Annotated in this window: 13 protein-coding genes and 1 pseudogene; 11 read left to right on the top strand and 3 right to left on the bottom strand. The window is 76.5% G+C overall.

All coding sequences use genetic code 11. From position 1 onward, the window contains the following. Positions 1 to 102 precede the first annotated feature (102 nt). From ACWEO5_RS19620 to ACWEO5_RS19585, 8 genes are all read left to right on the top strand, one after another. Positions 103 to 582 carry a Dps family protein gene (locus ACWEO5_RS19620; RefSeq protein ID WP_452163560.1) on the top strand — a complete coding sequence of 160 codons (480 nt, stop codon included), beginning with the start codon at positions 103 to 105 and terminating at the stop codon, positions 580 to 582. 181 nt (positions 583 to 763) lie between these two features. Then, positions 764 to 1603 (top strand): STAS domain-containing protein, encoded by an 840-nt coding sequence (locus tag ACWEO5_RS19615; RefSeq protein WP_452163559.1) that lies wholly within the window; start codon positions 764 to 766, stop codon positions 1601 to 1603. After that, positions 1600 to 1977 carry an STAS domain-containing protein gene (locus tag ACWEO5_RS19610; protein ID WP_452163558.1) on the top strand — a complete coding sequence of 126 codons (378 nt, stop codon included), beginning with the start codon at positions 1600 to 1602 and terminating at the stop codon, positions 1975 to 1977. Before ACWEO5_RS19615 ends, ACWEO5_RS19610 begins: the two co-directional genes overlap by 4 nt. Beyond that, positions 1974 to 2393: an anti-sigma regulatory factor gene (locus ACWEO5_RS19605; protein WP_452163557.1), complete on the top strand. Its 420-nt coding sequence runs from the start codon at positions 1974 to 1976 to the stop codon at positions 2391 to 2393. The genes ACWEO5_RS19610 and ACWEO5_RS19605 overlap by 4 nt, the downstream gene beginning before the upstream one ends. Next, positions 2390 to 3610 (top strand): ATP-binding protein, encoded by a 1221-nt coding sequence (locus ACWEO5_RS19600; protein ID WP_452163556.1) that lies wholly within the window; start codon positions 2390 to 2392, stop codon positions 3608 to 3610. The genes ACWEO5_RS19605 and ACWEO5_RS19600 overlap by 4 nt, the downstream gene beginning before the upstream one ends. Beyond that, a complete protein-coding gene (locus tag ACWEO5_RS19595) occupies positions 3607 to 5400 on the top strand; it encodes a hybrid sensor histidine kinase/response regulator (RefSeq protein WP_452163555.1) in 1794 nt (597 codons plus the stop codon). The genes ACWEO5_RS19600 and ACWEO5_RS19595 overlap by 4 nt, the downstream gene beginning before the upstream one ends. Next, positions 5397 to 7028 carry a SpoIIE family protein phosphatase gene (locus ACWEO5_RS19590; protein WP_452163554.1) on the top strand — a complete coding sequence of 544 codons (1632 nt, stop codon included), beginning with the start codon at positions 5397 to 5399 and terminating at the stop codon, positions 7026 to 7028. The genes ACWEO5_RS19595 and ACWEO5_RS19590 overlap by 4 nt, the downstream gene beginning before the upstream one ends. Positions 7029 to 7106: 78 nt before the next feature. Then, complete coding sequence (locus ACWEO5_RS19585; RefSeq protein ID WP_452163553.1) at positions 7107 to 7460, top strand: anti-sigma factor antagonist; 354 nt, start codon at positions 7107 to 7109, stop codon at positions 7458 to 7460. 17 nt (positions 7461 to 7477) lie between these two features. On the opposite strand, the gene ACWEO5_RS19580 is transcribed toward ACWEO5_RS19585, so the two are convergent. The 3 genes and pseudogenes from ACWEO5_RS19580 to ACWEO5_RS19570 form a co-directional block, all read right to left on the bottom strand. Then, positions 7478 to 8266 carry a phosphatase PAP2 family protein gene (locus tag ACWEO5_RS19580; protein ID WP_452163552.1) on the bottom strand — a complete coding sequence of 263 codons (789 nt, stop codon included), beginning with the start codon at positions 8264 to 8266 and terminating at the stop codon, positions 7478 to 7480. 155 nt (positions 8267 to 8421) lie between these two features. Continuing rightward, a pseudogene (locus ACWEO5_RS19575) lies at positions 8422 to 9345 on the bottom strand (YihY/virulence factor BrkB family protein); the annotation flags it as partial. Continuing rightward, the gene (locus ACWEO5_RS19570) at positions 9345 to 11018 is read right to left on the bottom strand and encodes a diacylglycerol kinase family protein (protein ID WP_452163551.1); all 1674 of its coding nucleotides are present in this window, start codon (positions 11016 to 11018) and stop codon (positions 9345 to 9347) included. The pseudogene ACWEO5_RS19575 and the gene ACWEO5_RS19570, both read right to left, overlap by 1 nt. 180 nt (positions 11019 to 11198) lie before the next feature. On the opposite strand from ACWEO5_RS19570, the gene ACWEO5_RS19565 reads away from it, so the two are divergent. From ACWEO5_RS19565 to ACWEO5_RS19555, 3 genes are all read left to right on the top strand, one after another. Next, on the top strand, positions 11199 to 12410 hold the full coding sequence (locus ACWEO5_RS19565; protein WP_452163550.1) for a phospholipase D-like domain-containing protein: 1212 nt from the start codon (positions 11199 to 11201) through the stop codon (positions 12408 to 12410). Positions 12411 to 12496: 86 nt separating this feature from the next. Further along, positions 12497 to 12766: a hypothetical protein gene (locus tag ACWEO5_RS19560; RefSeq protein WP_452163549.1), complete on the top strand. Its 270-nt coding sequence runs from the start codon at positions 12497 to 12499 to the stop codon at positions 12764 to 12766. Positions 12767 to 12804: 38 nt separating this feature from the next. Further along, positions 12805 to 13608, top strand: coding sequence for a DUF1206 domain-containing protein (locus ACWEO5_RS19555; RefSeq protein ID WP_452163548.1), 804 nt, complete (start codon positions 12805 to 12807; stop codon positions 13606 to 13608). The last annotated feature ends 69 nt before the right edge of the window (positions 13609 to 13677 follow it).

Below are 13677 nucleotides of genomic sequence, written 5' to 3'. Positions count from 1 at the left end.
ACCGTTATCCGCGGCCCGGAGGGGGTTTCCGTTCGGCCCCGGCGGGCAGCCGAGGTGGCGGCCGGCGTTCGCCGGCCGACCCCGACCCGGAGAGGACAGACGATGGACATCGCCACCGGCAGCCCGCTGGCCGAGCACGACCGCGACACGGCCGGGGAGGCGCTCCAGGGCGCCCTGGTCGATCTCGTGGACCTGTCGTTGATCGGCAAGCAGGCCCACTGGAACCTGTACGGCCCCCGGTTCCGCTCGGTCCACCTGCAGTTGGACGAGGTGGTGACCACCGCCCGCGACTTCGCCGACCAGGTGGCGGAGCGGGCGGCGGCGATCGGGGTCAGCCCGGACGGGCGGGCCGCCACCGTCGCGGCCGGCGGCCTGCCCGCGATGCCGGCCGGCTGGCAGGCGGACACCGCCGTCGTGGAACGGCTGGTGGAGGCGCTCGCGGCCATGACCGCCCGGATGCGCGAGCGGATCGCGAAGACCGGCGAGGCCGACCCCGTCACCCAGGACCTGCTGATCACGGTGTCCGCGGCGCTGGAGAAGCACGCCTGGATGTTCCGGGCCGAGCACTCCGACCCGCGCTGACCTGCGGCGGAACCCCTGAGGAAAAAAGATCGGAGATTTTTCGGCCGCCGCTGCATACCTCGCGGCGACCGGGGCAGACGGCGCGCGGCGACCCGACCGACCGGTCCGGGCTGCCGCGCGCCGTCGTGTGACGGCCGGGTCCCCCCGACCACGGGGGCCTATGGAGCGAGGAGAACGCCTGATGGCGGTGGAGCGTGCGTCCGAACGGCTCGTTGAGCTGCTGACCCGGGACGATGCGGTGCAGGAGCAGTGGGTGGCGGCCGTGGCGGCGACCCTCGGCGGCCGGATCAGCCGGGCTGAGCTGGAGCGCGAGCTCTCGGAGCTGTACCAGGCCCTGGTGCAGGCCCTGGGCAAGGAGGGGCTGGACTGGCAGGGCGAGGCGTACTCGGAGGTGCGCGCCCTGCTGGTGGAGCTCTCCCGGAGCCGGGCCCGGCTCGGCTTCACGCCGACCGAGACCGCCGTCAGCGTCTTCGCCTGCAAGGACGTGCTGGAGCCCACCACGGAGAGCACGGGCGAGGACGTGACGGCCTACCTCCAGCTGACCCGGCTGCTGGACGCGCTGGGCATGTTCACCATCGAGACGTACGCCCGCACCCGGGAGGAGATCATCAGCGCCCAGGCCGAGCAGCTGCTCGAACTGTCCACGCCGGTGGTCAAGCTGTGGGAGGGCGTGGTCGCGGTGCCGCTGGTCGGCACGCTGGACTCGGCGCGCACCCAGGTGGTGATGGAGAAGCTGCTGCAGAGCCTGGTGGACACCGAGTCCGAGCACGCCATCATCGACATCACCGGCGTCCCCGCCGTGGACACCGAGGTCGCCCAGCACCTGCTGAAGACCGTGGTCGCGGCCCGGCTGATGGGCGCGGAGTGCACCATCTCCGGCATCCGTCCGCAGATCGCGCAGACCCTGGTCGCGCTCGGCGTGCAGTTCGGCGACATCGTCACCAAGGCGACCCTGCAGGACGCGCTGCGCCACGTGCTGCACCTCAGCGGCGCCCAGGCCCCCGCGGGCGGCGCCCGGTGAGCGAGCGCGTCCCCGTCCTGAAGCTCGGCCAGGTCCTGCTGGTGTCCATCCAGGTCGACCTGGAGGACCAGATCGTCCTGGACCTGCAGGACGACCTGGCCGAGCGGATCGTCGCCACCGGCGCGACCGGCGTGGTCATCGACATCACGGCCCTGGAGATCGTCGACTCCTTCGTCGGCCGGATGCTCGCCAACACCGCCGCGATCTCGCGCATGCTGGACGCCGAGACCGTGGTCGTCGGCATGCGCCCGGCGGTGGCGATCACCCTGGTCGAACTGGGCCTCTCGCTCGGCGGGGTGCGCACCGCGCTCACCCTGGAGAAGGGCCTGGCGCTACTGGAACGGGACCGTACCGCGCGTACGGGCCGCCCGTGACCGGCCCCAGGGCGGTCGAGGACGAGCAGACCGTGCCGATCGGCTCCAACGACGACGTGGTGCGGGCCAGACAGACCGTCCGGACGTACGCCCAGCAGTGCGGGCTGTCGCTGGTCGACCAGACGAAGCTGGTGACCGCGGCCAGCGAACTGGCCCGCAACACGCTGGTGTACGGCGGCGGCGGGCGGATGCGCTGCGCCACCGTCCGCAACGGCGCCCGGGTGGGCGTGCACGCCGTGTTCGAGGACAACGGCCCCGGCATCCCCGACCTGGACCTGGCCCTGACCGACGGCTGGACCTCCGGCGGCGGCCTGGGCCTGGGCCTGAGCGGGGCCCGCCGGCTGGTGGACGAGTTCGCCCTGGACAGCGAGCCCGGTTCCGGGACGAAGGTCTCGGTGACCAAGTGGGCCCGGTGACCCCCGACCGGTCGGGCCCGGCGGTCCCCGCCCTGACCGAGTGCGAGGACACCGCGTGGTTCCGGCACTCCGACTCGCTGCCCGCCGCCGCCCGCAGCGCGGCCCGGCAGCTCGCCCACCGGATCGGGCTGCTGCCCGAGCGGGCCGCCGAGGTGGCGCTCGCCGTCAGCGAGGCCGCCACCAACCTGCGCCGGCACGCCGTCGACGGGGCGATGGTGCTGCGCGTGGTGCGCACCGACACCGAGGCGGCGCTGGAGTTCCTCACCGTCGACAGCGGGCCGGGGATGGCGGACGTCCCCGCCGCGCTCGCCGACGGCTACTCCTCCGGCCCGACCCTGGGCATCGGCCTGGGCGCGATCGCCCGTCTCGCCGACGCCTTCGACCTGCACTCGCTGCCCGGCCGGGGCACCGTGCTGGCCGCCCGGTTCTGGAACCGCACCCCGGCCGGCCGGGCGGCCGCCGCGGCGGGCGAGCCGGTCGCGGCCGGGCTGACCCGGCCGATGAGCGGGCAGGAGCTGTGCGGCGACGCCTGGGCGGTGCGCCCGGTCGGGCCGCGGTCGGCCCCCGCCCCGTCCGCGCCCCGGGCGTCCGGGGCCCGGCTGGACTGGTCGGTGCTGACCAACCGCTCGGTACTGACCGACCGCCCGGCACCGACCGACCGCGCGCCCCGGACGCCCGCCGCCCCCGGGCCGGAGCCCGGCGGGACGGCCGGCGCCTTCCTGCTGATGTTCTGCGACGGCCTGGGCCACGGCCCGCTCGCCGCCCGGGCCGCCTCGGACGCCGTCGCCGCCTTCCACCGCACTCCCGGGCAGCGGCCCGAGGAGGTGCTGGCCGACCTGCACCGGGCGCTGCGCACCGGGCGCGGCGGGGCGGTCGCCGTCGCCCTGGTCGAGCCCGCCGCCGCCCGGCTGACCTTCTGCGGGGTCGGCAACGTCAGCGCCTTCGTGGTGGACACCGCCACCGGGGTCCGGCGTTCGCTGCCCTCCTCCCCCGGCATCGTCGGCCACCAGCTGCCCGCGCCGCACCCCGTGCGGCAGGAGCTGCCGCCCGGCAGCGCGGTGGTGCTGCACTCGGACGGGCTGACCGACCGCTGGCGGGCCTCCGACGTGCCCGGCCTGTTCTCCCACCTGCCGGTGACCGCTGCCGCGCTGCTGCTGCGCGAGGCGGGGGTGCGCCGGGACGACGCCGGCGTGGTGATCGCGAAGGGGGCCTGGTGAACGCGCCGACCGGGCCCGGGCCCGACTCCCCGGCCGTGCACCTGGGCACCACCGCCGTGGTCACCGTCCAGGACACCTTCGCGCTGCGCCGCAGCGCCCGCGCCGTCGCCGACCTGCTCGGCGCGGACGGGCAGGACGCCGTCCGGCTGGCCACCGCGCTGAGCGAGCTGGGCCGCGGCCTGCTCGGGGCGGACCGGCTCACCGCCGCGTTCGACCTGCTGCCGGGGCGGCCGGCCGGCCTGCGGGTGACCCTGGCCTGGCGGGGCGGCCACCGGCTGCCCGCCGAGGCGCTGGAGGCGTCCGCCCGGCTGCTGTCCACCCACCACGAGCACGGCGGCGGGGACGGCCTGGTCCGGGTCGAGCAGCGGCTCGGCCACGGCCCCGACCCCGATCCCGAGCTGGTCGGGCGGGCCTGCGACCTGCTCGGCGCGCACACCGACGGCAGCGCCCTGGAGGACTCCCGGGCGCAGACCCGCGACCTGATCGCCGCGCTGGAGCACACCCGCGCCCAGCGCGAGGAGCTGCGCCGTCTGAACAGCGAGCTGGAGGAGACCAACCGGGGCGTCCTGGCGCTGTACTCGGAGCTGTCGGAGGAGCTGGAGGAGACCAACCGGGGCGTGGTCGCGCTGTACGCCGAGCTCGACGAGAAGTCGCAGCAGCTGCGCGAGGCCAGCGAGGCCAAGAGCCGGTTCTGGGCGAACGTCAGCCACGAGCTGCGCACCCCCGTCAACGCGGTGGTGGGCCTGGCCGAGCTGCTGCGTGCCGACGCCGACGCCCCGCCGGAGGAGCGCTGCCGGCAGCTGTCCCTGATCGCGGACTCCGGCCGCACCCTGCTGGCCCTGGTGGACGAGCTGCTGGACGTCGCCAAGGCGGAGTCCGGCACCCTCGACCCGCTGTGGGCGCCGCTGGACCTGCGCGCCGTCCTCGCCCACCTGGACGGCACCCTGCGCGGCCTGGCCCGCCCCGGCGTCGCGCTGCGGATCGGCCCGGCGCCCGAGCTGCCGGAGCCGCTGATCGGCGACGAGACGATGCTGGTGCGGATCCTGCGCAACCTGCTGTCCAACGCGCTGAAGTTCACCGAGCACGGGTCGGTGGAGCTGACCGCCGCGATCGAGGCGGACCGGGACGGCGGCCCGTTCCTGGTGCTGACCGTCACCGACACCGGCGTGGGCATACCGGCCGACCAGCACGAACGGGTCTTCGAGGAGTTCTACCAGGTGAAGGGCGCGCACCAGCGGGGCCGCCGCGGCACCGGCCTGGGCCTGCCGTACGCCCGCCGGCTGACCGAGATCCTCGGCGGCACGCTGCGCCTGGACAGCGCCCCCGGGCGGGGCAGCGCGCTCACCGTCCGGCTGCCCGCCCGCCCGGCCCCGGCGGCCGGCGCCCGGCTGGGCGTGCTGGTCGCGGTCGACGACGACCCGGTGTTCCGGGACGTGCTGCGCCCGCTGCTGCACGAGATCGCCGAGCGGGTGGTGGAGGTCCACGACGGCGCGGCCGCGCTGGCCGCCGTCCGCGACATCCGGCCGGACGGGATCGTCCTCGACCTGCACCTGGGGGACGTGGACGGCTACCGGATCCTCGCCGACCTGCGGGCCGACCCGGCGCTGCGGCAGATCCCGGTCGTCATCCTCACCTCCGCCTCGCTGACCGCCGCCGACCGGACCCGCCTGTCGCACGCCCGCGCCGTGCTGCCCAAGTCCGGCCTGAGCGGCGGCCGGATCGCCGCCGCCCTGTCCGCCCCCCGCCCCGCCGCGCCGCGGCGGCCGCCGTCCCCCGAGGAGGGGTCATGAACGGCCCCGACGCCGGGCCCGCCACCGTCCTGGTGCTCGACGACAACGACGCCACCCGGTACGTGGTGGGCAGCTGGCTGCGCCGCTCGGGGCACACCGTCGTCGAGGCGGTCGACGGCACCCAGGCCCTCGCCCTGCTGGAGCGCACCCCCGCCGCCGAACTGCCCGAGCTCGCCGTGGTGGACATCAGCCTGCCCGACATGACCGGCTTCGAGGTGTGCGAGCGGATCAAGGAGGAGCCGCGCACCGCCGCCCTGCCGGTGGTCCACATCTCCGCCACCGCGATCGGGGCCAGCGACCGCACCCAGGGCCTGCACCGGGGCGCCGACGCCTACCTGACCGAGCCGATCGACCCGGCGGAGCTCCAGGCCACCGTCACCGCGGTGCTGCGCTACACCCGGGCCCGCCGGCGCGCGGAACGGCTGGCCGCCCGGGTCGCCGCCCTGCACCGCAGCACGCTCGACCTGTACGGCGCCGCCGACACCGACGCCCTGGTCACCTCGGCCGTGCTCGGCGCGGTCCGGCTCGGCGCCGCCCGGGCCACCGCGATCGCCCTCGGCCCGGACCGCGACGCCCTGCACCTGGCGCACCACGACCCGGACTCGCCGGACGGCCCGGCGGTGCGGCTGCTCCAGGCCCCGCCCGTGCTGCTCGACGTCATCGCCCACCACACCCTGGGCGACGCCACCGGCACCGACACCACCCTGCTGGAGGCCGGGGAGTGGCAGGACGTCCTGGCCGGCCACGGACTGGACGGCGCGGGCCTGCCGGCCGGGCCGGTCGCCCTGGTGGCGGCCCGCACCAAGCCGGGCCGGCCGCTGCTCGCCGTGGTCGTCGACCGGGACGCGGTCGCCGCCCCCGACGAGCGCGGCCTGCTCCCCCAGCTCACCCAGGCCGGCGCGCTCGCCCTGGAGGCCCAGCGCAGCCAGGCCGAGGAGCACGCCCTCGCGCTCACCCTGCAGCGCAGCTTCCTGCCCAGCCGGCTGCCCGCCGTCCCCGGCGTCGACCTCGCCGTCCGCTACGAGCCGGCCTCCGCCCGCAGCGAGATCGGCGGCGACTTCTACGAGGCCATCGACACTCCCGCCGGACTGCTGCTGGCCATCGGCGACGTGGCCGGGCACTCCCTGGAGGCCGCGATGGCGATGGGCGAGCTGCGCCACGCGCTGCGCGCCTACGCCATCGAGGGCCACGACCCGCAGACCCTGCTGCACCGGCTGGACGCGCTGCTGACCCGGCTGCGCCCCGGTCTGACCGTGACGGTCTGCCTGGTGCTGATCGCCCCCGACCGCCGCAGCGTCCGGGTCGCCAACGCCGGCCACCTGCCGCCGCTGCTGCGGCTGCCGGACGGTTCGGCCCACTACCTGACCGAGCACGGCATCCTGCTCGGCCTGAACGTGCCGCAGCCACCGCCGGTCGACCACGCCGTGGCGCCGGGCAGCACCCTGCTGCTGGTCACCGACGGCCTGATCGAGGTGCCCGGCGAGCACCTGCAGAGCGGCCTGAACGCGCTGCGGGACGCCTTCGCCGGGGCCCCGCCGGAGCTGGACCCGGCGGCCGACCTGCTGCTCTCCTCGTTCGCCCGGGCGCAGACCGACGACGTCGCGCTGCTGCTCGCCCGGCTCCACTGACCCCCGCCGCACCCCGCCCCGCGCGGACCCGCACAGACCCGCCCGCAGTCCCACCCGCCCCGCACCGTACGGAGCCCCGTGCCCGATTACGCCCTGACCATCGAGGTCCGCACCCATCCCGTGGGGGCGACCGTCGTCGTGCTCGCGGGCGAACTCGACTACCACACCGCGCCACGCCTGCACCGCGCCGTGGAACGCACCGCCGAGGCACTGCCGCTGGTGCTGGACCTCGCGCTGCTGAGCTTCTGCGACTCGCTCGGCGTGGCCGAACTGCTCTTCGCCTTCCGCCGCACCCAGGGCGCCGGCACCGCGCTGGCCCTGGTCGCCCCCACCCCCGACGTCGGCCGGCTGCTCGCCATGACCGGCGTGGACCGGCTGCTGCCCTGCCACGACACCGTGGACGCCGCGGTCAGCGCGCTGCACCGGCCCTGACCCGCCCGAAAGGCGCCTCACCCCTCGGGCCGGGGCGGGCCGTCCGGGGCGAGTTCGGGCTCCAGGCCCTCGGCCAGCGGCGGCGGGACGGGCCGGCCGGTCTCCCGCCGCCAGCCCTCGAACGCCCAGGCGGTGGCGGCGACCAGGGCCAGGCCGAGCAGCCACCCGCCCAGCACGTCGCTGGCCCAGTGCACGCCGAGCGCGACCCGGGTGAACCCCACCCCCAGCACGCTCAGCACGGCCAGCGCCCGGGCCGCCCGGCGCCACGGCGGGCGCAGCACCGGGGAGAACACCAGCAGCAGCACGGTGCAGCAGGTCGCCGCCGTCATCGCGTGCCCGGACGGGAACGAGAACCCGGGGGCGTGCGCCACCGGATCGGGCAGCGCGGGCCGGGCCCGGGCCACGGCGGCCTTGACCGCCCAGCCGATCAGCCCGGAGGCGGTCACGGTCGCGGCCGCCCACACCGCCAGCCGCCGGGCCCGCCGCAGCAGCAGCCAGCCGACGGCCGCCGCGACCAGCAGCCGCATCGTCAGCGGGTCCCACACCCCGTTGCTGAGGGTGCGCAGCGCCGAGAGGACGGCGGGGTGCTCGCGCACGGCGGCGTGCAGGCGGTTGGCCGCCCCCGCGTCGAGCCGGTGCAGCGGCGGCCAGTTGGCCTCGATCAGCACCAGCAGCAGCGCGGCGGGCACCGCGGCCACCGCGAACGCGGCGACGGCGGCCAGCAGCCGCTCGCCCAGGTGCAGGTCGGCGGTGCGCAGGCGGGCGGTGCGCGGCGAGGGGCGGCGCGGGGCGGGGCGGCGGATCACGGCTCCGTCCTTCCTGGGGCCGGCACGCGGGGCGACGGTTCGCGCCCGGGCACCGGCCCGGAGTCGATGGCGGGCAGGTCGGTGTCTGACGGCTGGTCGGTGCCGGACGGCTGGTCGGCCGCGGGCCAGCCGGTTCCGGTCTCCTCGGTGGCCAGCGGGTCGGGCAGCACCGGGCCGGGGCGCCCGGCCCGGTCGGCCTCCAGCTGGGCGGCGAAGGACAGGCCGAGGAAGAGCGAGATCGCCGTCAGGTACGCCCACACCAGCAGCGAGAAGACCGCGCTGAGCGGGCCGTAGACGGCGTCGAAGGAGCCGCTCAGCCGCAGGTAGAGGGTGAGCAGCCAGGTCGAGGCCAGCCAGAGCACCAGGTGGACGCCCGCGCCGAAGGCCAGCCAGCCGTAGCCGGGCTGGTGCCGGCGGGGGGCCCGGCGGAAGATCACGGCGACCGAGGTGACGGTGAGCAGCACGCCGACCGGCCAGCGCAGCAGCGTCCAGGCGGCGGCGGTGACCGGGCCCAGCCCGAACACCTCGTCGGCGGCCGCGGTGACCTGCGGCCCGGCCACCAGCACCAGGAAGCCGATCCCCAGCGGCAGGCCCGCGGCGACCGCCATCAGCAGGCTGCGGCCGTACTTGCGGTCGAAGGGGCGGTCCCGTTCGATCCCGTAGATCCGGTTGGCGCCGCGCTCGATCTGGGACATCGCGGTGACCAGGTTGGAGAGCGCGAACAGCGCGCCGAACCAGAGCGCGAGGGTGCCGCCGCTGTGCTGGCTGCGGTCGAGGACGTCGTGCACCAGGTCGGTGCTGGAGGCCGGGACCATCCGTTCGATGCTGCCCGCGACCAGCCGTCCGAGCGGACCGCCGTGCAGCGAGGAGGCGAGGCCGACCGCGGCGATCGCGAACGGGACGAGGGCCAGCACCGTCTGGAAGGCCAGGGCGCGGGCGTGGCTGAACCCGTCGGCGTAGCGGAAGCGCACGAAGGCGTCCCGCACCAGCGGCCACCAGTCGCCCCGCCGCAGGGTGTGCACGGCCTCGTCGGCGGCGAGGTGCTCACGGCCGGGCCTGACCCGGCTGGCGGTCCCCATCAGGCCGCCTCCCGTCCGGCCCCGGCGGTCGCGTCCTGCGCGACGGCGGGCGCGTCCTGCGCGGCGGCGGGCCCGGCGGGCGCCGCGGGTGCGTCCTGCGCGGTGGCGGGGACCCGGACCAGCAGGGCGTTCGGGCGGGCGGTCAGGGTCAGCGTCCGGCCGTCGCCGACCGGGTCGCCGTCGCACTCGCGCGGGCGGGGGTGGTCCGCGGTCAGTTGGATCCGGCGGCCCCGGAAGTGTTCCAGCGGGGCGGCCGGGCCCCGGTGGCGGGTGCCGGTGAGGAGGGACAGCAGGGCGCGGCTCCAGCCGCGCGGGCCGTGCGGCTGGACCAGGACGAGGTCGAGCAGGCCGTCGTCGGGGGCGGCGTCGGGCAGCAGTCGCACACCGCCCTGGAGGGTGCCGACGTTGCCGACCACGGCCGTCCGCACCTGGCGGCGCACCGGCGGGGCGTCGTCCACGGTGACGGTGAGCGGGAACCGCCGGTCGCGCAGGTGCCGGGTGGCGGCGATCACGTACGCGGGCCAGCCGAGGCGGCGTTTGAGGGCGCGGCCGGTGTCGGCCATCACGGCGGCGTCCAGCCCGATGCCGGCCATCACGGCGGCGGCCCGGACGGGCAGGCCGTCGCCCTCGGCGCGCATCAGGTCGATCCGGCGGGTGCGGCCGGTCAGGGCGGCGGTCAGGGCGGCCGCGGGGTCGGTGGGGAGGCCGAGGTTGCGGGCCAGCAGGTTGCCGGTGCCGCAGGGGACGACGGCCAGGACGGCGTCGGTGCCGGCCAGTGCTTCGGCGCAGGCGGTGACCGTGCCGTCGCCGCCGCAGGCCGCCACCAGGCGGGCGCCGCCGGCGAGGGCCCGGCCGGCGGCGGCCCGGCCGCAGTCGTCCGGGTCGCCGGGCAGGTGCTGGACCGGCCCGTAGCCGTGGGCGGCCAGGACGGCGGAGAGTTCTTCCAGCCGGGCGGGGTCGACCGCCACCGGGTTGTGGACCAGGGCGGCGGGCAGCCGCGGCGAGGTGCCGGGGGCGGCCGGGGCGGGGCGTTCCCGGGCGGGCAGCGCGTGCGCGACCACCCACAGCGCGGCCGCGCCGTTGAGGACGCCGAACAGCACGTCGGTGGGGTGGTGCATGCCCCGGTAGAGCCGACTGGCGGCGACCAGCACCGGTACCGTCCAGGCCAGCGCACAGAGTGCGACCCGCCACCGGCCGCGCACCCCGCGCAGGGCGAGCAGGCCCAGGCCGCCGTACAGCGCGGTGGCCGCGCCGACGTGCCCGGACGGGAAGCTGGAGGTAGGCAGCGCGCCGTCCAGCCGGACGACGTCGGGCCGGGCCCGGTCCACCAGGTGGGCGGCGGTCACGAACAGCGCCGCCTGGAGGGCGACCGCGCCGGCGAGCCACCCGGCCGCCCGCCACCGGTGCCGGATCAGCAGCAGGGCGGCGACGGCGGCCGTCACCGCCACGACGGCCGGGGTGAAGGCGAGCGTCGAGAGCCACTCGCTGACCGTGGTCAGGGCGGGGGTGCGGTGCGCGGCGAGCCAACCGACCAGGCCCCGCTCGTCCGGGTCCCACCAGCCCGCCGGTGGGTGGGTGACCAGTAGTCCCGCCGCGACCAGCGCGGTCCCCTGCGCGAGCACCGCCACCACCACTGCGACGTACGGCGGCACGCGCCCCTGAGTCCTCGTCATGGCACCCGTGTCCCCCGGAGCGGCGTTTTCATCCCCCGGCCGGTCCGCGGCCCCCGCCCCCGGCCCGCGCACGGGCCCCCGCGTGCCGCCGCGCCGTTCCGGCCGGTCGGCAGGCGTCGATCCCGGCGAACGGGGTAGCCGAGGCGCACCACAGCCGCCCGCCCCGTCCGGAGGAGCCCCGTGACCACCGAGATCGCGCCCGAACCCGCCCCGATCGCCGCCGCCGCCGCGCCATCGGAGGGCGCCCGGCTGCTGCGCCGCCGACTGGAAGGACTGCTCGGCATCGCCGCGACCGAGGGGAACCTGCTGACGCCGCTGCGCAACGGGGACGAGATCTTCCCGGCCATGCTGGAGGCCGTCGACGGGGCGCGGCGGACGGTCGACCTGATGACCTTCGTCTACTGGCGCGGGGAGATCGCCCGGGTCTTCGCCCGCGCGCTGGCCCGCAAGGCGGCGCAGGGCGTGCGGGTGCGGCTGCTGCTGGACGGGTTCGGCAGCCGGCTGATCGAGCCGGAGCTGACCGACCTGATGGAGCGGGCCGGCGTGCAGATCTCCTGGTTCCGCCGGCCGGTGCGGCTGTCCCCGTTCAAGCAGAACCACCGCTGCCACCGCAAGGTCCTGGTGGTGGACGGCCGGGTCGCGTTCACCGGCGGCGTGGGCATCGCCGAGGAGTGGTGCGGCGACGCCCGGCACCCGGGCGAGTGGCGCGACACCCACGTGCGGGTGGTCGGGCCGGCCGTCGACGGCATCGCGGCGGCCTTCGCGCAGAACTGGGCCGAGTGCGCCCCCGGCACGCTGTACGACGCGGCGGACCGGTTCGAGGAGCACGAGCAGCCGGGCGGCGCGGTGGTGCAGGTGGTGCGGGGTTCGGCGGCCGTCGGCTGGCAGGACCTGCAGACCCTGATGCGGGTGGTGATCTCCTCGGCGGAGCGGCGGCTGCGCCTGGCGACGGCGTACTTCGCGCCCGACGAGTACTTCGTCGACCTGCTGTGCGCGGTGGCCCGCCGGGGGGTGGCCGTCGAGCTGCTGGTGCCGGGCGAGCACACCGACAAGCGGGTGTGCCAGCTGGCGGGCGAGCGGTACTTCGGGCGGCTGACCGCCGCCGGGGCCACGGTGTGGCGGTACGGGCCGACGATGATGCACGCCAAGGTGCTGACCGTCGACGGGACGGCGGCGGTGGTCGGTTCGGCGAACTTCAACCGCCGCTCGCTCGACCACGACGAGGAGGTGGTGCTCGCCGTGGTCGACGAGGGGTTCACCGCCGTCCTGGACCGGCACTTCGACGAGGACCTGGCCCGCAGTGAGGCCATCGTCCCGGAGCGCTGGCACCGCCGCGGCCCGGCCCGCCGCGCCCTGGAGGTGGCCACCGCGCCGATCCGGCACTTCCTCTGAGCGGGCTGCCCCGGATCCGGCATTTTCGCCGAACTCCCTTGCCAGACAAGGGGTTTGGGGTGGTCACGACGGGCAAGGCGGCAGCCATGAGACAGACGACTTCAGTGATATCGGTACTGGCCCACGTACTCGCCGGGATCCTGGTGGTCTGGATCCTGCTGGACCTCTTCGGCGCCAATCAGGGCAACGGCCTGGTCAGCTGGTTCCACACCGCGGCGGACTGGCTCTCGGGCTGGTCGCGCGGCCTGTTCACGGTGTCCAACCACACCGGGCAGGTCCTCCTGGACTACGGCATCCCCGCCGTGGTCTACGTGGTCATCGGCAACCTCGTCACCCGCGGCCGGGCTCTCGACTGACCGGCCGGAACCCTAGGAACGAGCGGAGGAGGACGTCGATGGACACGCAGACGCGGGAGGACGCCCGGCTGGGCCGGGTGACGGAGGTCGCGGGCCGGTCCGGCTTCGTGGCCCGGGGCGTGGTGTACGCCCTGGTCGGGGTGCTGGCCCTGCGGATCGCCTTCGGGGCGGGCGGCGAGGAGGCCGACCGGCAGGGGGCGCTGCACCAGGTGGCGGAGCAGCCGTTCGGCACGGTGCTGTTGTGGGTGCTGGCGGTCGGCTTCGTCGGGATGGCGCTGTGGCGGGCCTCGACGGCGGTGTTCGGCGAGGCCGGACGGAAGAAGACCGGCTCGCGGGTGCTGTCGGCCGGGCGGGCGGTGTTCTACGGCTTCGTGGCGTGGGGGACGGCCGCGTACGCGGCGGGCTCGGGCGGCGGGTCGGACAGCGACTCCACCTCCAAGGACTGGACGGCCACCACGCTGGGCCTGCCCGGCGGCCGCTGGCTGGTGGGCACGGCCGGGCTGGTGCTGGCGGGCGTCGGTGCGGCGATCGCGGTGCGCGCCGTGCAGCGGCGGTTCCTGCGCAAGCTCGACACCGGGTCGATGCGGCCGCGCACCCGGAGCGCGGTGACCGGGACGGGTGTCTCCGGCAACGTGGCCCGCGGCGCCGTGTACGCGGCCGCGGGGGCGTTCGTGGTGGTGGCGGCCGTCCGGTTCGACCCGGACCGGGCCCGGGGCATGGACGACACCCTGCGCTCCTTCGCCGGCAGCGCGGCCGGCCCGTGGCTGCTGGTCGTGGTGGCCGCCGGGCTGGTGCTGTACGGCGTGTTCTCCTTCGCCTCGGCGCGCTGGCGCCGGTTCTGACCTCAGGCGTCCCCGGACCGGAGCAGGTCCAGACGGCGGCGCGCCGGGCCCAGTGAACGGGCCCGGCGC

The organism is Kitasatospora sp. NPDC004272 (assembly GCF_053603035.1).
This window is presented reverse-complemented; position numbering and strand designations above follow the sequence as displayed.